The 22956-nt window shown below is 42.3% G+C and carries 20 protein-coding genes; 16 read left to right on the top strand and 4 right to left on the bottom strand.

Features of this window, described 5'->3' with window-relative positions; genetic code table 11:
* Positions 1–11 precede the first annotated feature (11 nt).
* Both EDD67_RS01695 and EDD67_RS01690 read left to right on the top strand, forming a co-directional pair.
* Positions 12–956: an ATP-grasp fold amidoligase family protein gene (locus tag EDD67_RS01695; RefSeq protein WP_121439443.1), complete on the top strand. Its 945-nt coding sequence runs from the start codon at positions 12–14 to the stop codon at positions 954–956.
* 81 nt (positions 957–1037) lie between these two features.
* Positions 1038–2048, top strand: coding sequence for an NAD-dependent epimerase (locus tag EDD67_RS01690; protein WP_121439442.1), 1011 nt, complete (start codon positions 1038–1040; stop codon positions 2046–2048).
* Positions 2049–2240: 192 nt separating this feature from the next.
* Here EDD67_RS01690 and EDD67_RS01685 read toward each other — a convergent pair whose 3' ends face one another.
* The 3 genes from EDD67_RS01685 to EDD67_RS01675 form a co-directional block, all read right to left on the bottom strand.
* Entirely contained in the window at positions 2241–2522 is a 282-nt protein-coding gene (locus EDD67_RS01685) for a hypothetical protein (protein ID WP_121439441.1), read from the bottom strand.
* The gene (locus EDD67_RS01680; protein WP_121439440.1) at positions 2500–3027 is read right to left on the bottom strand and encodes a competence protein ComK; all 528 of its coding nucleotides are present in this window, start codon (positions 3025–3027) and stop codon (positions 2500–2502) included. Before EDD67_RS01680 ends, EDD67_RS01685 begins: the two co-directional genes overlap by 23 nt.
* Positions 3028–3191: 164 nt before the next feature.
* On the bottom strand, positions 3192–3692 hold the full coding sequence (locus tag EDD67_RS01675; RefSeq protein WP_121439439.1) for a sigma-70 family RNA polymerase sigma factor: 501 nt from the start codon (positions 3690–3692) through the stop codon (positions 3192–3194).
* A 473-nt stretch (positions 3693–4165) separates the two neighbouring features.
* Here EDD67_RS01675 and galU point away from each other — a divergent pair, with 473 nt between their 5' ends.
* From galU to EDD67_RS01605, 14 genes are all read left to right on the top strand, one after another.
* Entirely contained in the window at positions 4166–5065 is a 900-nt protein-coding gene (gene galU, locus EDD67_RS01670) for a UTP--glucose-1-phosphate uridylyltransferase GalU (RefSeq protein ID WP_121439438.1), read from the top strand.
* A gap of 26 nt (positions 5066–5091) precedes the next feature.
* Positions 5092–6258: a nucleotide sugar dehydrogenase gene (locus EDD67_RS01665; protein WP_121439437.1), complete on the top strand. Its 1167-nt coding sequence runs from the start codon at positions 5092–5094 to the stop codon at positions 6256–6258.
* A 248-nt stretch (positions 6259–6506) separates the two neighbouring features.
* Positions 6507–7310: a hypothetical protein gene (locus tag EDD67_RS01660; protein ID WP_121439436.1), complete on the top strand. Its 804-nt coding sequence runs from the start codon at positions 6507–6509 to the stop codon at positions 7308–7310.
* A 295-nt stretch (positions 7311–7605) separates the two neighbouring features.
* Positions 7606–8838, top strand: a complete 1233-nt coding sequence (locus EDD67_RS01655; protein ID WP_121439435.1) for a glycosyltransferase family 4 protein — start codon at positions 7606–7608, stop codon at positions 8836–8838.
* Positions 8831–9853 (top strand): polysaccharide biosynthesis protein, encoded by a 1023-nt coding sequence (locus EDD67_RS01650; RefSeq protein ID WP_121439434.1) that lies wholly within the window; start codon positions 8831–8833, stop codon positions 9851–9853. The genes EDD67_RS01655 and EDD67_RS01650 overlap by 8 nt, the downstream gene beginning before the upstream one ends.
* A gap of 21 nt (positions 9854–9874) precedes the next feature.
* Positions 9875–10963 carry a polysaccharide biosynthesis C-terminal domain-containing protein gene (locus tag EDD67_RS01645; protein WP_121439433.1) on the top strand — a complete coding sequence of 363 codons (1089 nt, stop codon included), beginning with the start codon at positions 9875–9877 and terminating at the stop codon, positions 10961–10963.
* A 3-nt stretch (positions 10964–10966) separates the two neighbouring features.
* Positions 10967–12097 (top strand): non-hydrolyzing UDP-N-acetylglucosamine 2-epimerase, encoded by a 1131-nt coding sequence (wecB, locus tag EDD67_RS01640; RefSeq protein WP_121439432.1) that lies wholly within the window; start codon positions 10967–10969, stop codon positions 12095–12097.
* The gene (locus EDD67_RS01635) at positions 12094–13086 is read left to right on the top strand and encodes a glycosyltransferase (RefSeq protein ID WP_121439431.1); all 993 of its coding nucleotides are present in this window, start codon (positions 12094–12096) and stop codon (positions 13084–13086) included. The genes wecB and EDD67_RS01635 overlap by 4 nt, the downstream gene beginning before the upstream one ends.
* 161 nt (positions 13087–13247) lie before the next feature.
* Positions 13248–14639, top strand: coding sequence for a hypothetical protein (locus EDD67_RS01630; RefSeq protein ID WP_121439430.1), 1392 nt, complete (start codon positions 13248–13250; stop codon positions 14637–14639).
* A 32-nt stretch (positions 14640–14671) separates the two neighbouring features.
* Complete coding sequence (locus EDD67_RS01625; RefSeq protein ID WP_158638183.1) at positions 14672–15778, top strand: glycosyltransferase family 4 protein; 1107 nt, start codon at positions 14672–14674, stop codon at positions 15776–15778.
* Positions 15779–15843: 65 nt separating this feature from the next.
* Complete coding sequence (gene murJ, locus EDD67_RS01620; protein WP_121439428.1) at positions 15844–17361, top strand: murein biosynthesis integral membrane protein MurJ; 1518 nt, start codon at positions 15844–15846, stop codon at positions 17359–17361.
* A 96-nt stretch (positions 17362–17457) separates the two neighbouring features.
* Positions 17458–18612, top strand: a complete 1155-nt coding sequence (locus tag EDD67_RS01615; RefSeq protein WP_158638182.1) for a CDP-glycerol glycerophosphotransferase family protein — start codon at positions 17458–17460, stop codon at positions 18610–18612.
* Positions 18613–18811: 199 nt separating this feature from the next.
* On the top strand, positions 18812–20266 hold the full coding sequence (locus EDD67_RS01610; RefSeq protein WP_121439426.1) for an oligosaccharide flippase family protein: 1455 nt from the start codon (positions 18812–18814) through the stop codon (positions 20264–20266).
* Positions 20267–20480: 214 nt separating this feature from the next.
* Entirely contained in the window at positions 20481–21176 is a 696-nt protein-coding gene (locus tag EDD67_RS01605; protein ID WP_121439425.1) for a hypothetical protein, read from the top strand.
* Positions 21177–21727: 551 nt separating this feature from the next.
* On the opposite strand, the gene EDD67_RS01600 is transcribed toward EDD67_RS01605, so the two are convergent.
* The gene (locus EDD67_RS01600; protein WP_121439424.1) at positions 21728–22939 is read right to left on the bottom strand and encodes a YibE/F family protein; all 1212 of its coding nucleotides are present in this window, start codon (positions 22937–22939) and stop codon (positions 21728–21730) included.
* Between the last annotated feature and the right edge of the window lie 17 nt (positions 22940–22956).

Here is a 22956-nt window from a genome sequence, read left to right as displayed (position 1 = left end):
GTGTTTAGAAAATGCCACTAATATCAAGAAAATATTTGTATTCAATAAGGCGAGTAATTGAAAATAGAAAGTTGTTGATGGAATTTTTTAAATTTAAAGAAAAATTACTCGGATATCCTCGTCTTAAAAGAGATTTCAAACGAAGGACGGGGTATAGATTAAATTTAAAAACTCCTGAAAGTTTCAATCAAAAAGTTTGTTGGAAAAAAGTTTATGATAGAAACCCTTTATTACCAGTTGTGGCAGACAAAGATAAAGTTAGAGATTATTTGAAAGATACTTTAGGTCAAGAAGAAGCTGAGAAAATTTTAATACCTCAATTATATGTAACTGATGATCCTGAATCTATTCCATTTGATAAACTTCCAAAAGAGTATGTAATTAAGGCTAATCATGGATCCGGTACAAATATTATCGTTGAAGATAGTTCATCTATTAACGAAAAACAAATAATAGATACATGTAAAAATTGGCTTGGAACATCATATGGTGCTCTTAAACACGAATGGGCCTATCAAGAAATTGAGAGAAAAATTGTTATTGAAAAACTACTTCGAGATGGAGAGGGTAGAATTCCTAATGATTACAAATTTCATATTTTTCATGGTAAATGTTATATGATTCAAGTAAATCAGGGTGATTTCAAAGATAAAGATAATCGAACCTTAACTCTATTCACAAGAAATTGGGAAAAGCATGATGTTTTTTGGGAGTTTAAGCCTGCGTCACATGTTGATCCACCAAAAAATTTAAATAATCTCATAGCTTTTTCAGAGAAATTAGCAATGCCATTTGATTATGTAAGAGTTGACTTGTATTCTTTAGATGATGGGAGTATTTATTTTGGAGAGTTTACTAACTATCCAACGAGTGGAAATGCTGTTGTTGATCCAATAACTTTTGATTTCAGTATAGGGTCAAAATGGACAGTCAAATCAAAATATTGGGAGCAATGAGACTTATCTTTTGAATAAAAACGAAAGTTTTTATAATAAAATAAGATTATTTTCGTTTAACTATTTTAAAGGAGTTATTTTATGAATATATTTGTTTCAGGTGCCGCAGGTTTTGTGGGTTTTCACTTATCTCAGTTGTTATTAAAAAAAGGTCATAATGTTATAGGTTATGATAACTTAAATGATTACTATGCAGTTAATCTTAAATATAACAGACTTAATCTACTAGAAAAATTTGATTTATTCAATTTCTTTGAGCAACCACTGGAAGATCTTGAAAAAGTAAATAAATGTTTTATTGAAAATGATATCGATGTCGTCATCAACCTCGCTGCCCAAGCCGGAGTACGCTACAGTTTGGAGAATCCGCATGCCTACATCGATTCGAATATTCAAGGCTTTACAAATATATTAGAAGCCTGCCGTCATCATAATGTGAAGCACTTGATTTATGCATCGTCCAGTTCAGTTTACGGTGCAAACGTGAATATACCGTTTTCGACTTCGGATGAAGTGAATCACCCGGTTAGTTTATATGCTGCCACGAAGAAGTCGAATGAACTGATGGCCCATACGTACAGTCATTTGTACGATATTCCGACAACCGGCCTTCGTTTCTTTACCGTTTACGGACCGTGGGGACGTCCGGATATGGCGTATTTCTCCTTCACCGAGAAAATATTAAACGGCGAGACGATTTCCGTCTTTAATAACGGCGACATGATGCGCGACTTCACCTATATTGATGATATTGTCGACGGGATCGTCGGCCTTATCGATCAGCCCCCGCAAAAAGATCCGGAATTCTCGATGGCAACGCCTGATCCGAGCCGCAGTTATGCGCCGTACCGTCTTTATAACATCGGCAACAATCAGCCGGTCCGGTTAATGGACTTTATTTCCACGCTTGAGAAGCACCTCGGGGTCGAAGCAAACAAAGAATACTTGCCGATGCAGCCGGGCGACGTGCAAGCGACGTATGCTGATATTGATGACTTAAAGGTCGCAACCGGCTTTGAGCCCTCGACAACGATTGACGAAGGCCTCGGCAAATTCGTCGAATGGTATAAGTGGTACTACAACGTGAACTAATGAGTATGTATTGATAAAAGATTATCGCTAAAAAATAGCTGTATAAGGCGAAACTGAGAAATGAATGCAGCAACTTCCTCCGACGCCTTTGGGAAAAGCAAGGGCTGAAGATCCACTGCCGGTAATCTCACGGCAGTTAGCTGAAGCCTTGCCCAAGGCAAGCGGAGGTTAGTAGCTGCATGTCCTGATTATTTACGTTGTTACAGGTTTCGTTTCGTGCATATACTTCCCCGCGTTTAAAAGCGTTTCATTTAACGTCACCGTCTGCGAGAACACTTGCGAGACGTTGAGCCGGCCGTTGTCATCCCATCCTTGTTCCCAGCCGATCCAGCGCTTGCTCGGGTAGACGTACTCAACGAACACCGTCGTCGACGGCGAGGAGCGTTTCGTGTAGCGTTCGCCGAAGATCACGATCTGAAATCCGCAGTTAATGGCATGTTTATCAAGATCCTCAGTCTTCATCCGTTTCGTCATCGGGCGAATCCCCCTTTTTCGGCATAAACATAAAGCGGTTTTGGAACTTGGCTACCCCGTAACCGGTGCGGGTGATTTGTTTTTTAAACGTATGGATTGAAATCGGGACAGTTAAGATGAGATTGGAATAGGTAGTGAATGTGGTTTGTTTCGGGTCATGCTCGTGGGGTTCATAGGTATCGATGTGATGGAAGGCAAGCCAGACGCAGCGGGGATCTTGCTGGGAGTGCGTTGGAAAGGTGAAGATGGCATTGGCTTCATCGATTAACAGCGGTACTTTCTTCTGCACTTGCGTTAAGTGCGATATGTATTTTCGCCGGCTTTCCATGTCGCTGCAGTACTTCCGGCAGCTTTTGTCAATAATCGCTACGATCGTTTCTTTCACGCCATAGATGCCGTCCAATTCATACACGAGCGTGTCATAATCTGAATGATAGGCAGGAAATAGCGCAACCGTGTTCCTCGTGATAATATACGAAGGTAAAGTAATAATCTTTCTGTTCATGTTCTCGTCTCCTTTTAGAGTTTGATTGCCTGTCAACGTGACAGACCGGTTTGCGGCGTTTCGCCGTCCCCCAATAACTTATATTATACGATTATCAAAATTTGTAAAGAACTTTCTTACAATAATTTAGAATTTATCTGTAACTTATGGCGTAATTGTGAAAATTACTTGATCAATTCGATCGGGACGTTTGCCCGGCATTTCTTTAATGCTTGTTTGCGCCAGGATTTCACTGTTTCCGTCCCGACGTTGTGTTTTTTCGCTATTTCACTCGGTTTTAAATTGTACAGCACGTATTCCGTCAGCCACAGCCGTTCGCGTGCGCTCAACTTTGTGCTTAGAAGCCAGTCGGTCATCAACAGTTCATCGAGTGCTTGGTCTTCTTCCGACGGAGCCGTTTCCGTCATCGTCACCGGCTCAACTGCGACATTGCGCGACGTCCAACGGTCCGAGCGCTCCAGTTCCTGACGGATCCGCCCGTGAATATACACTTGCGCCAACGGCGCAAAGTCGCCTTTCACTTCATCGTACTTTTGCCAAGCTTCATACAGTGCAATTCGGCCGATTTGCACGTACTGATCTTCATTGCGCCATAAATTCCAGCGCTTAATCGTTTTGTAAATCATCGGCATATATTGTTCCAGTGTTTCTTCATAAGTTTCCATCGACAGTCTCCTGTAATGGAAGCGCGCTTCCGCTTCGTATTCCGCGGTAAGATCAGCTTACCCCGGCACAGCAGCCCGCGCGAATCACGAAAAACACCGTTTGCCTAGAACAAACAACCCGTTTCCAGAGCAGAAACACTAAGTTTTCCAAAACGAAACGATTCGTTTAGGAGAAATTTATAAAGTTTTAAAAAGTTGATGAGACTGGAGCAAACTCGACTCCTGCGGAAAAAGAAGTCAGGCGAGACCCTGCAGAGCAACGCTCGAAGCGGCTTGCCGACTTCTCCGCGGAAAGCGAGTTTGCGTAAGGATCATCAACGTCCTGATAAAAACATCGCCAGATGTTCATCAGAAACATTCTGTGATTATGACGCACAACCCTTTTATTTCCTCCCTAAACGTATTACAATAATTAGGGAATCAACACCGACGAACCGCGAAAAAAATCAGCTACATAAAGGAGCGACGATACCATGAAGGTCAAAAAGGCGATTATCCCCGCTGCCGGTTTAGGCACCCGCTTTCTCCCGGCCACCAAAGCGCAGCCAAAAGAAATGCTTCCGATTGTCGATAAGCCGACGATCCAATACATCGTCGAAGAAGCAATCGCTTCCGGGATCGAAGACATCATCATTGTCAGCGGCCGCGGCAAGCGCGCGATTGAAGACCACTTCGACAAGTCGTACGAATTGGAAGAAACCCTTCGTATGAAGGAAAAGCATGCGATTTTAGAAGAAATGCAAAATATTTCCAACATGGCAAACATTCACTACATCCGCCAAAAAGAGCCCCGCGGCTTAGGCCATGCGATCTCCGTGGCGAAACACTTCATCGGCAATGAGCCGTTTGCGGTTTTGTTGGGCGACGATATCGTCAAGTCTGATGACAAGCCGTGCTTAAAGCAGTTGATCGAGATTTTTGAGCGTTACAATTCGTCTGTCGTCGGCGTGCAGCCGATCCCGGAAGAAGACGTCTCGAAATACGGGATCGTCGCGCCGAAGTCGACGGAAATCGAGCCGGGCGTGATTCACGTTGATGATCTCGTCGAGAAGCCGAAACAGGCCGACGCCCCGTCGAACAAAGCGATTATGGGCCGTTACGTGCTCCGCCCGGAGATCTTTGATATCCTCGAGAACCTTGAACCGGGTTCCGGCAATGAAATTCAGCTCACCGATGCGATTAAAGAATTGAATACGAGCCAAGTGACACTTGCCTATGAATTCACGGGTGATCGTTACGACGTCGGCGACAAGCTCGGCTTTGTCAAAGCGACGATCGATTTTGCTTTGATGCGCGACGACTTGCGTGATGATGTCCAAGACTACTTAAAAGAGATCAACCGCGAAGAAGCGGTGAAAACAACCGACAACTAAACTGCAAACGGAAAGAAGGGAATACAGTGAAGGTAACAGTAGTAGGAACCGGCTACGTCGGACTGTCCAATGCGGTCTTGTTAGCGCAAAAGTACGACGTGACCGCCTTAGATATCGACAGTGAGAAAGTAACGAAAATCAATGCCGGCGAGTCGCCGATTGAAGACGCGGAAATCGAGCGGTATTTACGCGAGAAGGACTTAAGCTTAACCGCGGTGACGGATAAGTCTGCCGCTTACGACGGCGCCGATTACGTCATTATCGCCACGCCGACCGATTACGACCCGGAAAAGAACTACTTTAATACGAAGACGGTCGAATCGGTGATTGAAGACGTGCTTCACTTTAACCCGGACGCGGTGATGGTGATTAAGTCGACGATCCCCGTCGGCTACACAGAAGAACTGAAAAAGCATTACAACACCGAGCAGCTTATCTTCTCGCCCGAGTTTCTCCGCGAAGGCCAAGCGCTTTACGATAACCTGTATCCGTCGCGGATCGTCGTCGGCGAACGGAGCGAACGGGCGGAAGCGTTCGCGGCGATGCTGGAAGCTTGCGCGGAAAAGGAGAACATCGACATTCTCTTTACCGATGCCACCGAAGCAGAAGCGATCAAGCTCTTTTCCAATACGTACCTTGCGATGCGCGTCGCGTACTTTAACGAGCTCGACAGCTACGCCGAGGTGCGCGGGCTTGACTCCAAGCAAATCATCGAAGGCGTCGGCAAAGACCCGCGGATCGGCGATCATTACAACAATCCGTCTTTCGGCTACGGCGGCTACTGCCTGCCGAAAGATACGAAGCAGCTTCGCGCCAACTACGAAGATGTGCCGAATAACATTATCGGCGCGATCGTCGACGCGAACCGAACGAGAAAAGACCATATCGCCGAGCAAATTTTGCAGCGCAACCCGAAAATTGTCGGGATTAACCGCCTGACGATGAAGACGAATTCCGATAACTTCCGCGCCTCGAGCGTGCAAGGGATCATGAAGCGGATCAAAGCGAAAGGGATCGAAGTCGTGATTTACGAACCGGTCTTAGACGACGACGAGTTTTACGGCTCGCGCGTGATTAAAGACTTTGACCAGTTCAAAGAAATCAGCGACGTGATCGTATCCAACCGCTTGGATGATTCGATCCGCGACGTGAAAGACAAAGTCTACACCCGCGATCTGTACAGCCGGGATTAATCGATGGATTCACGCCCTCGCCGTAACGGCGAGGGCTTTTTGTACTTGAGGTGAGCGGCTCTTAGCTGAGATGAAACTTTTAATTTGTAAAAAGTCTGAAATTTTTTATGTGCAACCGATGTTTTTTCTGACAAAGAATGCTATAATGATCTTAATAACGAACGATTTTACACGGATAATAAAGGATCGGCTTTGTTATCCATCTTTTAACGACTTTTTGTTCGTTATTAAGATCGGAGGGAGAGGAAATGAAACGAACGATGTTGATAGAAACAGCGAAAGCGCTGATCGCAGTGCTTTATGCAGCGTCTGACTTATTTAAAACGATCTATGCTAGGCTTCTCTATCGTTTCACAAAGCAACGGACAGACAAACATTTAAAACACCTTTCCCCTCATTTAGCGATCGAAAAAATCGTTTATATTAAAAGCAGTGATTTGAGTTCCTTTGTTACCAATAGTGAAGGAGAAACACTGAGCGGCAGAACGTTGTTTAATAAAACCTATATTAAAGACGGCGAGTGGGATACCTATACAGAGCCGATCATTCCGAATTTTTATCATAAGTCGATCAGCTACCGCACGATCATGCAGATGTTTCAAGAAGGCCGCTCCCGCTATGAGAGTGATGATTATGAACGCTTTGAAACGATCTATTCGCAAAAGCAGCTGGAACGAAAATTTGATCAGCTGCAAAATCTGTTTCAATCGATGAAAGAAAACGGGTATAAAAGCCAAAAAGATTTAGGGGTGAAACGCCGCTTTCATCCCGACAAAGTTAACGAAGTTGATGAAATGAAAGTTGTGATTGATCGAAACGGGCGTTTTTTAAAAGTACAAGAAAGCGGAAAGCATCGGCTTGCTATGGCACACATTTTACAGGTTAAGTATATTCCTGTTTATGTACAAGGCGTCCACTGTTTATGGGCTGAAAAATGTCTCGAAAAACATGGCGGCGATGTTCTGTCTGCAATTAATACCGAGTTAAGCCGTAAAGATGTATCGGTCGATAAGCAACGAGATATCCCGGTGATCGCACAGGACTCCGGTTGATATTCCTCAAGATCGTTGGGTTTCGAGCGGTCAATTCAATCGTTTTACAGAACGGTTGGCGAAATGCTGATGCTCTTTTTCAATCGCAAGTACTGTTTCGGTCTTAACCATTCAGAAGGTTCAACTCCCTTCGTGACAAGCGCTTAAAAGATTCTTCTGGATGGAAAATTTAGATTTATTTTTCCATAAAAATCTAGTTTTCATGCTAGTAATGTGGTATTATGATCGTAATAACGAACGGAGTAAACCTATCAAAGCGCCTAAACATATAAAAACGAAAGAACGGAGGAGCGCTATGAACGTTCTATTCTTGTCGATCGAGAGGTCGATCGAAAATTTACATCAACGAGGCATTTATAATGATCTGATCAATGAGTTAAAGCTTCATGTTACGAACGTTTATATCGTATCTCCGCGAGAAAAAAGATCGGGATTGGCAACAGAGTATTCCCGGCAAGGCAATGTTCATCAATTGAAAGTAAAAACAGGAAACATCACCGAAGTGAAAAGTATAGAAAAAGGAATATCAACTCTTTTGATTGAAAAGCATTATCGAAAAGCGATCGAAACTCATTTGCAAGATGCAGCGTTCGATCTTATTTTATATTCCACCCCGCCGATTACATTCTCAAACTTAATTGCTTCTTTAAGAACCGCGTACCGCTGCAAAAGTTACCTTATTTTAAAAGATATTTTCCCGCAAAACGCCGTAGATATGAATATGTTCGGAAAAAAGAATCCTATTTATCATTATTTCCGGCATGTTGAAAAGCGTTTATACAACACTTCCGATCGGATCGGTTGTATGTCGAAGGCGAATGTCGACTATATGATTAAGCATAATCCGGAAACGAAAGATAAACTGGAAATATTCCCGAACGCGATTAAACCGACGGAGGATGCGCAGTCAATCACCGTGCAAGAGAATATCCTTGCCGCCTATGATTTACCTGACGATAAAACGTTGTTTGTGTACGGAGGCAATTTAGGCCGGCCGCAAGGAATTGACGGATTAATCGACGTGGTTAATTCTTTTTCCGAAAACAAAATACCGGACAGCCACTTAGTGATCATCGGCGATGGAACGGAGTATGAAAGATTATCCCGACACATTAACAGTTATGCTGAAAAGAATGTCACCCTTTTGAACCGAATACCTAAATATGAATACGACCAATTACTGAGGAAAATGAACGTCGGCTTGATATTTCTCGATCCCAATTTTTCTATCCCGAATTTTCCGTCCCGTTTGACTGCGTATATGGATATGTCGCTGCCGATTATTGCTGCCACAGATACGAGCACGGATTTAAAAGATGTGTTAGAAGAGTCCGGGGCAGGGTTCTGGCTGGAAAATGGCGATACAGCATCCTTTGTTGGCTATGCGAATAAACTCAGCAGCAATGCCGCACTCAGAGAAGAAATGGGGAAGAACGGCAGAGAATATTTAGAGAATCATTATAATATTTCCAAAGAGGTCAAAAAAATTCTTAACTTTCTCGAGGACAGGAGGCCGACAAATGTTTGAGAATAAAACGTTATTAATCACCGGCGGAACAGGGTCGTTTGGTCATGCTGTGCTCGATCGTTTTCTGACAACCGATGTGAAAGAAATCCGCATTTTTTCCCGCGATGAGAAAAAACAAGATGATATGCGCCGGCTGTACCGGAGTGAAAAAGTTAAATTTTATATCGGGGATGTTCGTGATAAACAAAGTATTAAAAATGCGATGTATGACGTCGATTTTATTTTTCACGCAGCAGCTTTAAAGCAAGTGCCGTCTTGTGAGTTTTTTCCGTTGGAAGCTGTGAATACCAATATAATCGGCACGGACAACGTGCTGACTGCGGCGATCGAAACAGGTGTAAAAAAAGTCATCTGTTTATCGACCGATAAAGCTGCCTATCCGATCAATGCGATGGGTGTTTCAAAAGCGATGATGGAAAAAGTGTTTGTGGCGAAATCGAAAACGGTTTCACCGGAACGGACGCTTATTTGCGGAACCCGATACGGCAATGTGATGGCTTCGCGCGGTTCGGTGATCCCGTTGTTTATTAAACAAATCAAAGAAGGGAAGCCGTTAACCGTCACGGATCCGACCATGACCCGCTTTTTAATGAGTTTGGAAGATGCCGTTGAGCTGGTTGCGTTTGCGTTTGAACATGCAGAGGCTGGAGATATTATGGTGCAAAAGTCTCCGTCATGCACAGTCGGGCTATTGGCCGAGGTGTTGAGAGACTTATTTAATGTTGACAACGAGATTCAAATTATCGGTACCCGTCACGGGGAAAAGCTGTATGAGACGCTTTTGACGAAAGAAGAATATGTAGTTGCTGTCGATGCCGGTGATTTTTTCCGTGTTCCGGCTGATCAGCGGGATTTAAATTACGATAAATATTTTTTCGACGGCAGTAAACAACTCTCCACGACAGAGGAGTACAATTCTCACAACACTTACCTGCTCAATGCTGAAGAAGTGAAAGCAAAATTATTGCAGCTGGATTACATTAAGCACGAATTAGAAAATTGGCAGAAGGCCTGAATGCATGATGGGAGGCAGAGAATGAATATAGTAGTGACAGGAGCCCGCGGGTTTATCGGAAAAAATTTGATTGCTGAATTGCAAAATCGCGGTTATGAAAACATTTTACAAGTTACGAGAGAGACGACAACCAGTGAGTTTGAAACGTATTTAAGTCAGGCGGATTTTGTCTTTCATTTAGCAGGTGTCAATCGTCCAAAAGACGACATTGAATTCGATCGCGGGAATACCGATTTAACGAAGTACATCGTCTCGGGACTGATCAAGAGAAATAATCATGCGCCTCTGTTGTTTACGTCAAGCACTCAAGCAGAAAACGACTCACGGTATGGAAAGACGAAGTTAGAAGCAGAAAGTGCCGTGCAGGAAAGAGAGCATCACTATATTCTCCGGCTCCCGAATGTGTTTGGCAAGTGGTCTTTGCCGAATTACAACACCGTCGTCGCGACGTTTTGTCACAATGTTGCCAGAGACATTGATATTCAGGTCAATGATCCGGATAAACAATTGGAATTAGTCTATATTGATGATGTTGTCGATCGATTCATTGAGCTGATGGAACGGCCCAAATCAGCCGGCTTCTACAAAGTTCCGGTGACGTATAACATAACGTTAGGTGAATTGGCTGCAGCGATTCAAACGTTTCGCGACAGCCGCCGAGATCTTTTTATCCCTGATATGCAAAATGAACTTACAAAGAAATTATACAGTACGTATTTAAGCTTTCTCCCTGCGGAGGCGTTTTCGTATCCGCTGAAGATGAATGTTGATGCGCGGGGATCTTTCACGGAGTTTTTGAAGTCTGACGATCGAGGTCAAGTCTCGGTCAATGTCTCAAAACCGGGGATAACGAAAGGCAATCATTGGCATCATACGAAAAATGAAAAATTTTTAGTTGTCAGCGGTCAAGGTGTGATTCGGTTCAGACCTGTAAACTCTGAAGAAATCATTGAATATTATGTTGACGGAAGCGATTTAAACGTCGTCGATATCCCGCCAGGTTATACACATAATATTGAGAACCTTGGTCAAACAGATATGGTTACGGTGATGTGGGCAAACGAAACGTTTGATCCGAACGATCCGGATACGTATTTTTTGGGGGTATAGAAAATGAAGAAACTCAAGGTAATGACGGTAGTAGGAACGAGACCCGAAATTATCAGGCTTTCTGCTGTGATTAATAAGTTGGATCAATCAAAAGCAATAGAACATACCTTAGTTCATACGGGACAAAACTATGATTATGAATTGAACCAAGTATTTTTTGATGATTTTCATTTGCGTAAACCTGATTACTTCTTAAATAGTGCGTTAGGTTCGCCAGCAGAAACGATCGGGAATATCTTAATCAAGATTGATCCGATATTAGAACAAGTTTTGCCGGAAGCATTTTTGATACTCGGAGACACGAATAGCTGTTTATGCTCAATCGCTGCCAAAAGAAGAAAGATTCCCATCTTTCATATGGAGGCCGGAAACCGCTGCTTTGACCAAAGAGTTCCGGAAGAATCAAATCGCAAAATTGTCGATCATACAGCGGATGTGAATCTCACTTACAGTGATATCGCCCGTGAATATTTATTAAGAGAGGGGTTGCCGGCCGATCGGATTATTAAGACGGGGAGCCCGATGTATGAAGTGCTTGCATCGAGAAAAGCGGATATCCAACGGTCGGAAGTATTAAAGAAATTAGATCTTGCAGAAGGCAAGTATTTTGTCGTATCAGCTCATCGCGAAGAAAACATCAACTCGGACACAAACTTCACAAATTTGGTTCACAGTTTAAATACGATTGCGGAAAAATATAATCTTCCGGTCATTATCAGTACACATCCAAGAACCCTGAAAATGTTCAATGAAAAAAACATCGAGTTTAATCCGCTTATTAAAACGATGAAACCTCTCGGATTTAACGATTATGTCAAATTGCAGCTGGAGGCAAAAGCTGTTTTAAGCGACAGCGGCACGATCAGTGAGGAATCATCTATTCTTGGATTTAAAGCTGTGAACATACGGCAAGCTCATGAACGTCCGGAAGCGATGGAAGAAGCTTCTGTGATGATGGCAGGTCTGGAAAAAGAGCGAATATTACAAGCGTTAGAAGTATTGGAAACACAAGAAGAAGACACCCTCGAACTGGTTAATGATTACAGTATGCCCAACGTATCAGATAAAGTGTTAAGGATCTTGCTTTCTTATACCGATTATGTGAACCGCGTTGTTTGGGGGAAATCGCTATGAAGATCATCGTGTTTGATGTCCCCGCAGAAAGAGGGGGAGCATTAACGATTTTAAAGCAATATTATGACAAAGCAGTTGAAGATCATGACCATGAATGGGTTTTCGTCGTAAGTACTCCTCGGTTTGACGAGACGGAAAACGTAAAAGTGCTCAATTATCCTTGGGTTAAAAAAAGCTGGTTTCACAGGCTGTATTTTGATCGATTTGTCGCACCTGAGATCGTTAAAAAAAACCGGGCAGACGAAATTATCTCGCTGCAAAATATCACGATATCCAATGGTTATGCTGCTAAGCAGAGCTTGTACTTGCATCAATCGCTGCCGTTCGCAGAAAAGCGGTATTCATTTTTTGAAAATAAAAACTTGTGGATATATCAAAATGTTATTGGCCGAATGATTTTCAAATCAATTAGAAAAGCAGATGAAGTGATTGTCCAAACGAATTGGATGAAAGAAGCGTGTGTCTCTAAACTTGATATCGATCCAAGTAAAATAAGCGTTATTAAGCCCGAACTGAAAAATACCGCCAAGAAGACGTACAGCAAACCTGCCAAAGGCCAAAATGTATTTTTTTATCCTGCAGACAGTATGGAGTATAAAAACCATAAGATTATTGTGGATGCAGTGAAAAAATTAAGCGACCGCCAAATGGAAAATGTCAGAGTTGTATTTACGCTAAACGGTGATGAGGGAAAGAACATCAAAAGAATATACAGCGATGTTCAAAAAAATAAATTGCCGATCGAGTTTATCGGCAGGCTTAATTCAGAAGAAGTATTTGATTACTATACGAAAGCCGTTTTAGTATTCCCTTCATTTATCGAAACGTTTGGTTTGCCGTTATTGGAAGCAAGAATGCATAATACGCCGATATTAGTTGCAGACTGCCCTTATTCGAGAGAGGTTTTAGCCGGCTACAAACATGTCCGGTATTTTGATGCTTTTGATAGTCATACTTTGTTTCATTCTATGAGGAAATGGATCTCTTAAGCGGCCAGGAAATGTTATGAACAAAGGGGTACTAAATCAAAAAAGGTACTGATCACATTGTATTTGTAAAAACTTTCCGCTAATCATTGTTTCTATGCATAAATTTGGAAGGTGTCGACCAGCTTCTTTTTTATAGATCATATGAGGCGGAGGGTTCATAGATGATGAACTATAATAATTTAGCAAAAATGATGTTATGGCTTTCCTTAGGATTAAGTTCTGTCTTTTTTATGAACCAAGTGAATGGATCACCTTATTATATCAGTATCTTTTTTTTAGCGGTCTTAATTATCATTCACGGGATCTTTTCTTTTTATAAGCATGGCGGTGATTTTATAACACCGACAGGGATATACATGCTTGTAAGTGTTGTTATCGGCGGGATACCGGCGATATTAATGATTCATGACAGTTCGTACGATATTGTGTTCGGACATTGGATTGCGACGTATTCGGTTTTTACCGGACAAGTTTTGATCTATCATGTTTTCGGCAGTGAACAAAAGAGTATCAGAAAGTGCACAAAAGAGGGCAGAACTCAATTTCTGCCGAAAAAATTAATCACCTGGGCGTATGTGTTAGGTTTGTTTTTGGCTGTTATGGGATTGATATTTTCGCTGATAAATTATGGGTTTGAATCGTTTCTGACGCCAAGTGTTTATGTAAGCATGGTCATTATTTTGGTGGCATTATGGCGAAGCGGCGGCGGAGGAATAAGCGTTCATAAGCTTGTGATAACCATTGCACTGTTTTTTGTTTATTATCAATTCTTTTTCAGCGGTTTCGGCAGGATCAATGTCGCAACGTTATTGCTCGTCCTTGTCCTGAGTATGAATCATAAATTTTTAAATAAAAATTTAAAAAAAATCATCGTTATTGGCACGTTTCCGGCTATGCTGATGGCTTCTTATGTTAGTGCCGGCGGCAATTCGGGTGAAACAAGGGGCATGGGTTCTATGATATCGCCGCACTACAGGTTCGGTGAACTTATCCAAATGTACAATGAAGGGGTATTGGATTTATTTTGGGGCAAAACGATTTGGGCAGCGATCGTCACACCGGTACCACGTGAATTTTGGGCCGATAAACCATGGAATTTCAATCGCGAAATTACGTTTATTTTTCGGCCGGAATATATTGAAGACGGTCACTCAGAAGCTTCCGTGATTTATGCAGAGTGGTTTTTCAATTTTGGCTATCCAGGAATTGTCCTGGCGATTTTGTCGATGGGTCTGTTTTTGAAAGTCATTGATTCGATGTATCTTAAAGCAGCTGTGAATTTCAATTGGAAAAGGATAGATTTCGTTAAACATGTTACTTTACTGATTTTAATGGTTGGTCTTATCGATCTTTACTGGGGCGGGTTTTCAACCTTTATGGCTAGAGGGGGTATCCGTTTACTTGTTTTTTATGCAGTATTGATGATTTTTTTAATTTACATCCAACGGAAGAGGAAAAAAATGAATCGAGCTAATTACAATGACATGAACTTAAAATTTGGAAATCCGGGTAATTTGTTAGACAAACCTGCGATGAAGCGAAAGATTCTCTAAAAATAAATTGAATGACATTAAGGAGGGTAGAGATGAAAGTTCTTTTTACAACGAATCTGTTATCTCCTTATCGGGTAGATTTTTTAAATGAGTTAGGAAAATTTTGTGAGTTGGTTGTCTTTGATGAAAGCGACGTTATTGATGCAAAGCAAAGAAATCCAGAATGGTTCAGCAACGAGTATAATAATTTTTCCGTCATCAACTTAAAATCACTAAAAGTTGGCAAAAGAAGACTGTATCCTTCACTGACTAAATATATAAAAGATAATCAATTTAACGTTGTTGTTTTTGGAGGATACAGCACTCTGACGCAAATCTGGGGAATTTATAATATGAATAAAGCGAACATACCGTGTTTTATAAATTTAGACGGCGCTATTTATTCAAGCAGGAAAAAGGCGAAAAATTATTTAAAAAAAATTTTATTTATGGGAAGCTCGTCGTTTCTCGTTTCAGGAGATTACACTGCAGAGTATCTAAAAAAATTCAACGTTTCTTCGGAGAGGATCTATACGTACCCTTTTACTTCTGTAAAACAAGAAGATGTGCCTGTACGTCCAATCAACACACTAGAAAAAGAAACCGTTAGAAAAGATTTCGATATTAAAGAAAAAAACGTCATCGTTACTGTAGGGCAGTTTATCCATAGAAAAGGCTTTGATGTTTTATTAGCAGCGGCAAACAGCTTTGAGATAAATACAGGGGTATACATTATTGGCGGCACCCCGACAGAGGAATATTTAACTATCCAAAAGGATAATAATCTTTCCAACGTGCACTTCATCGGATTTCAAAAGAAAGAAGATGTGCTTAAATATTTTCAAAGTGCTGATGTAATGGTTCTCCCGACGAGAGAAGATATCTGGGGATTGGTGGTTAATGAAGCAATGGCACAAGGGTTGCCTGTCATTACAACTGATAAGTGTGTGGCAGGTTTAGAGCTGATCACAGATGATCAGAACGGATATATTGTTCCAGTTGATGATTCTGCTGCGCTGGCCGAGAAAACCATGTATATTTTAAATAATGAACCATTAAAAAAACAAATGGGGGAAAATAACCTCTTAAAGATGCAAGATTATACGATCGAGAATATGGCTGCAGCGCACATGAGAATATTTGAGCAATTTTTACATTAAGTCGGCAAGAAAACTTTTATGATCATTGTGTATGATGTTGGATTAGAATAGTGGGTGTGTAAAAAGTGAAAAAAACAGTCCTATTACTTATGATCATATCAATAATCAGTTCAATTATAGGATTTTTTAGAGAAATCACACTTTCTTATTTCTACGGAGCGTCAAGTATCAGCGACGTATATCTGATTGCCTTGACTATTCCGGGAGTGATTTTTACGTTTATCGGCAGTGCCATCTCTTCAGGATACATTCCTATGCACACGAGGATTGACAAAGAGTATGGGGCGGCTTACAGTCAATATTATACGAATAATTTGATAAATATAATTATGGTTTTTTGCACGTTCATTGTTTTTTTGACATTTATATTTACAGAACAAATTGTCTTGATATTTGCCTCGGGATTTTCAGGAGAAACGCTGCAGCTTGCTGTACAATTCACTCGTATCAGTATCTTTGGAATATACTTCACAGCTTTAGTGAACATTTTAAAAAGTTACTTGAATATTCGAGACGTTTTTGTCATCACAGGATTGATCGCCCTGCCGCTTAACTTAGTGATTATTTCCTCAATAGTAATGAGCGCAGTGTTTGCGATTGAGATTTTGGCGTATGGAAGTGTATTAGCTGTTGCTGTACAAGTTTTGTTTTTGCTTCCATCTGCACTGAAAAATGGTTACAAACATACGTTTGTGTTGAACTTGAAAGATAAACATATTAATAAAATGATGCTCCTGGCATTGCCGATCATTGCCGGGAATTCCGTCAATCAAATCAATAAAATCGTCGATAGAACAATTGCTTCACAAGTGGCTGAAGGCGGCATTTCAGCACTGAATTATGCGGATAGATTAGTTTGGTTTATAGAAACGGTTTTCGTGTTATCGATTATCACTGTCATCTACCCGAAGATCTCTAAAATGGCTGCTGATGATCATTTTGAAGGCATGAAAACATCGATTGCAAAAGCCGTGAATGCGATGAATTTATTGGTTATTCCTGCGATGATCGGGTTTATGTTCTTTTCCGCAGAACTGATCAGTTTTTTATTTGGCCGGGGGGCTTTTGATGCGCGGGCTCTGGAGATGACTTCGGCTGGATTATTTTTTTACGCCGTCGGAATGTTCGGGTTTGGTTTAAGAGAAGTTCTATCAAAGGCTTTTTATTCTTTGCAAGATACGAAAACACCGATGATCAACGGTGCAATAGGCATGGTAGTGAATATCGTCTTAAATGTAATATTGGCTTATTATATGGGGATAGCTGGGATTGCTTTGGCGACAAGTATAGCCGCAATAGTTACCGCGCTGTTGATGTTTATCAGTCTGCGGAAAAAAATCGGAGCTCTCGGAATCAACCAACTCCTGACTACGTTTGTGAAAACATTGTTTGCTGCGCTCACAATGGGCGTCATAACGAAACTGAGTTACGAACATTTAATAACAGTTGTAAACGACATTGTTGCGCTTTTTTTAGTTATTTTTGCGGGGATCATCCTATACAGCAGTTTAATCTATTTTATGAAGATCGACGATGTCGATGTAATCGTTCATACGATAAAACGAAAATTTGCGAGGGAGTAAGGTCAGCGATTTACAAACGGGCGTGTATTAAAGAAAAATATGTCGTGGTATCGATAAATGCACGATAAAATAAAGTGTTTAACTGGAGGCGGAGGCATGTTCCAAAAAATAGTCTATTTAAAAAATATACTGATCGCGATCATGATTCTTCCCTTCTTTAAAGGGAAATTAAAATCGAATGTGATATTAATCGGCGGACATGACGGGAAGCAATACACGGATAATGGAAAAGCTTTGTTTGAATACCTGTATCATTATACGGATTATGATGTCAGGTGGGTCATTAATAAGGATTATCGGTATAAACAAAACATCAAAAACTATATAACGCGTGGCAGCATCAAAAATTATTTATATTACTTTTCAAGTATCGGCTTGTTCTTTTCGCACTCCGGGTCCGATGTCGGACCGATCATTCACAAGTATGTTAAACCTAAAGCGATCGTGATCAATCTCGAACACGGCATTTTCGGCTTGAAGAAAATGAAATTCAATAACGAGAGGGACAAGAAAAAAGCCAGAATTGAAGATTTTTTCCTGTGTGTATCCGACTTTGAGAAAACCATTAAAGCAGAAAGTTTAGATGTTGATCGCGATAAGCTTATTGTTACGGGCCTCCCAAGGTTTGATTCTTTACATTCGCATATCTCATCGAGTTCCAGCGAGAATGTCATTTTGTTTATGCCGACATGGAGAGAGTGGTATTACGGTTTGTCTGAGGAGGAATTTATTCAGACGGATTTTTTTCAGTCTGTCTCAGACGTGTTGGAAAATGAACAGATTATGGCTGTTCTAAAAAAACATAATTATAAAATTTACGTGTATCTGCATTTTTATTTTCATAACTATATTGATACGTTAAACATAAAGAACGGCTTTGTTGAAGTACTGGATATTGATGAGGATGTTCAGAAGCATCTGATTCAGTCAGACGTTCTTATTACTGATTATTCTAGTGTTTGCTGGGACTTTTTTTATTTGGATAAACCGGTTATTTTTTATCAGTTTGATCAAAAAAGATATGAAAAAGAACGAGGCGCGTATATCAACTTGGATACAGATCTTATTGGACCGAAAGCGAAAGATTTAGACGAATTAATAACGGTTTTAGAGGATACAATCACGAACCGGCAAGCCGTTGTGGAACAGTTCAAACCGCAAAAGAATAAGTACTTCGCATTTCATGATAACCAAAATTGTAAACGAGTGCTTGATAGCTTTGAAAATCAGTTGAATCGAGAAGAAATCTGAACTGCACGTTTTCGAAAAAACTAGTCTTTTCTGTAAACCTGTGGTATGATGATCTTGATAAAGAACAACACGGATGCGAACTGAGGTAATTAAACAGTCTGCATCCATATTTCAGTCCAATTTGTTCGTTATAAAGATCAGATTTGCGGAATAAAAATGTCCGACAGACTAAAACGGCGTTTTGAACGGAGGAGTCATCGTGAAATCATTGCGCTCGCAAACCATCAGCGGAGTGAAGTGGACGGCGGTCAGTTCGATGGTCCTCGTCATCTCAGCGCCATTGCTGCTCTTAATTAAAACAAGGTTTTTAACGCCGGAAGAGTTCGGCTATATTGCGATTTTGTCAGTGATTATCGGGTTTTTGCAGAAGTTTGAAGGAAAAGGATTTATTAAAGGAGTAATTCAGCGGGATTACGTAGATAAGCAAGAAGCATCGACGCTGTTTCTTTTTACCGTCGTCACTTCCGCGTTAATGGCTGGAGCGCTCTATATTTCCGCTGATGTGCTTGCAAATTTTTTTAACAGTTCTGTATTAGGTCCGTTCGTGCAGCTGATGAGTCTGATTGTCTTAATCAATGGGGTGTCGATGTTTTTTCGAGCGTTTTTTGAAAAGCATTTTTTCTTCAAAGAAATCTCAATTATCGAAATCGCCAGCCATATAGTATTAATTGTCTTGATGACGCTCCTTTTTGCATTCGGGTTTGGGATCAGCGCCTTCGTGTATGCGCAAATCTCCTCCAACGTCCTGATTTTTCTTTTATATCTCGGTTTTAATGCCGCGAATAAATCGGTTGCTGTCTCCGTTTATTTCAGTTTCCAAAAGCTCCGCCATTACATGAGGTTTGGTCTTTTTACATCGGGAAGAGATGTGCTGAATTTTGCAACGAAACGAGGCGATGAAGTGATTATCGGCGCCTTGCTCGGGACAGAAATCCTTGGTATCTATTACTTCGGAAAAAATTTACTCGAACAAGTCAGACAGGTGTCGAATAAAGCTTTTGCGAAAGTCTTATTTCCGCTCTTCTCGAAATTAAAATATGAACCGGCCCGCACGCAAAATGTGTATACGACATTAACGAATTATTTATCGTTAATCTTTTTCCCGGTCTTTATCGGGATCGCTTTAACAGCCTCAAGTTTTGTCCCTGTTATCTTTGGCGAACATTGGTTAAGCAGTGTCATCGTTATTCAAGTTTTCGCGGTGCTGTTCATAGTGAAAATCCTGTCCGAGACGCTTCCGGTAAACTATTTGTATTCACAGAATAAACCAGACAAAGTCTTTTATATCGATTTGGCTGCGGCAGTGTTTTATTTTACGCTTTTAATCGCCTTTTCCTCGCTGGGGATCGCTGCAGTCATTACGGCCTACGTTTTGTTTAACTTAATCCGAACCGGATTATTAACTGGTTCGGCAATGAAATTGATGGAGATGCCGCTTGTCCCTTACGCCCGTTCGATGAAAAAAGCATCTCTCTTTACAGCAGGGATGGCTGGGGCTGTTATGCTGTTTCAAGCCGTCTCCGCCGATGTCGCCGGAGAACTCGGTACGCTGATCGGTTCAGTAGCAATCGGCGTGATTGTCTACAGTTTGCTTCTTTACTTTTATGATAAAAACGATGTGATCAGATTTTATAAACTGGCAACCTCAAAATAACTGCGAACAACAGTTGAAAAAATAGATAACCATGGTATTTCCATATGAATTTAAATTGTGTTATTTTCTATCATTTTCCTCAATTGTGAGTAATCATTTCGGTTTGATTGTATAATAGAATTAGGAGGTGGTGCGATGAAAAGAGCAATCGCTGGTCCGACGATGATTCCTGAGCTGGCTGGAGCGCTCGTTTTGTACGGGGAGGAGGATCATCATGTTCAAGCGGATCGTTATGACGCTGTTTGTTGTCGCTTTTCTCGCACTGGCCGCGTATTTTGTCATCAATGAACTGAACTTGAACGGCGATGATGTCGCCAATGAGCGGGACGAACCGATCGCTGAAGAAACGATTGAAAATGATAATGAAAACAACGAAGCGAATGATAGTGCTGACGTGAATGAAAACAATCAGGATGTAAATGAAACCAATAATGAGGAAAACAACAATAGCTCGCTCGAAGCGGCGGATGATGTCAATGCGTTCGAAGAGAATGACGGGGCCGAAGAAGAGGCTGTTGATTCAGCGGACACGCAGGATAAGATGGATTATATCGCCGAATACGACCGGCAGATGGAAGAGCTGAGCCGCATTTTTGAAGATATACAGGTTATCAGCGAAGATGAAGATCTTACCGACGCTGATTGGGAGAATGAAATACGCTTACGCTTTGACGAATTAGAGCAGATGCGCGACGAAGTGTATGCGATGCCGCGTCCGCGCGATGACCCGGAGATTCACGATATCTATTTAGCGGCGATGGATGAGTATCAGTCGGGGTGTGCGGAGTTTACTGCCGGCCTCGATAACGATGATGAAGCACGCATTGATACGGCCGCGCATCATTTCTTTGAAGGTCACAGATACTTGGATGAACATTATTACGAATTAATGAAGGATCATCCGTATTAATTGCTCGCCGTGTTTCTATCGCCGTCAGGAAAAAGCCGGGATTCTGGGTCATCCTCTTTTTTGAAGCGAGTGTATTCATAAAAAAGAAGCCATGCATCCACTCCTCCGACGCCTCAGGGAAAGCAAGGAGGCTGCTGAAAAAGTAGATGATCAATTGGTTGCCTGCATATTTATTCCCACTTATAGATTGAGAAGTTTTATGAGACTGGAGCAAACTCGACGCCTGCGGGAAAAGCAACTGCCGAAGACCCCACAAGAAGCGGTTTCGCTTCTGAGGAGGCTGAGGCGTTGCCCGCGGCAAGCGAGTTTGCGCAGGGCTCATAATATTCTGTATTCTATGCGACTCCTAAATAAACATCTACTTTGTTTATCCAGCACTTTTTCAGCAGTCTCGAAAGCAAGAGACGAATACTAGCTGAGTCCTTGCCCGCGGCAAGCGGAGGGTAGTGGATTCATGGCTGACAGCAAAATAATCGTTTGTCTACAGTCTGAAGCATTCTCCAAATGAGGAGAATGCTTCTACTTGTTTATGAGCTTTGAAACCGACTTAATTATTTGCTGCGCTTTGGCATGACGCTTCCTTTTAGTTTCGCGAGCTTCTCCCGCCGTTTGGCCCGTTTCGCTTCGATTTTTGCATTGTTGGCTTCGACATCGACATTTTTGTACATAAACGCTGCGACGACCGCCGTGAGCGGAATCGCGTAGATGAGTCCGATGCTGCCGGCTAAAATCCGCACGATCTCGGTGGAGAGCGCGTCCATATTGACGACCCGTTCAAACGGAATGTTGTGCGCGACAAGCACGAGCAACAGTGACATCGAGGCGCCCGTGTAGGCGAGGATGAGCGTATTGGCCATCGTGCCCATAATGTCTTTGCCGAGATTCATGCCCGACTTAAAGAGCTCTTTCGTTTTGATCGCCGGGTTGCTCTGTTTCACTTCGTCAATCGCCGAGGCAATCGACATGCCGATATCAAGCACCGCACCGACGGCGCCGATGATCATGCCGGCAAATAACAGGCCTTGGTAGTCAAAGTCGATCTGTTGCGGAATGTACATCAGCATTTGCGACTCATCGCCGCTTAACCCCGTGAGCCTTGTTAAGCGCGTCATCGTCCAGGCTAAAATCCCGGCGATGATGACGCCGCCGATCGTGCCGATGATCGCGGCGACCGACTTGCGGTTCCAGCCGCTGATAATTAACACCGACGAGGTGGTAATCAGCGAGGCGACGATGATCGTAATCGTAATCGGCGGAAAGCCGGCCAAGATGAACGGAATCAGCACTTGAATGACGAGAAACGCTGTCAGTCCGAGCGAGAGAATCGTTTTCACGCCTTTAATCCCGCCGATTAAGACGAGCGAGAAGACGAAAAACGCCGCCAAGTACCCTAAGTAGTGATCGCGCGTCAGTTCGCGCACGAGCGTGCGCTCGATCACGCCGTCTTCGCTTTCGACCCAGACGAGGACGCGCTCGCCTTCAGCGAAATAGAAGTCTTCGGCCGGATTGCCGGACAGGCGGTGTTCGGTTGTGACGATCTCACCCTCAAATTCGCCTTGGGTAATTTCGACGCGCATTTCTTGAACTTGCGGCGTATCAGTCATCAGTTCGACGATTTCGCCGCGGACGGTTTCGGATTTGCGATCCTCGGTTTCGGGGACCGGTTCGGCCGGATCCATCCCCGGGCCGGCGGCGAGTGCTTGAGCCGGGATGAGCAGCATGATCGCGATCAAGAGTGTGAAAAAGCCAGCTGTTTTGGGCATCGTATGTATGTCTCCTT

The organism is Salisediminibacterium halotolerans (assembly GCF_003814815.1).
GTDB lineage: Bacteria > Bacillota > Bacilli > Bacillales > Salisediminibacteriaceae > Salisediminibacterium > Salisediminibacterium halotolerans.
This window is presented reverse-complemented; position numbering and strand designations above follow the sequence as displayed.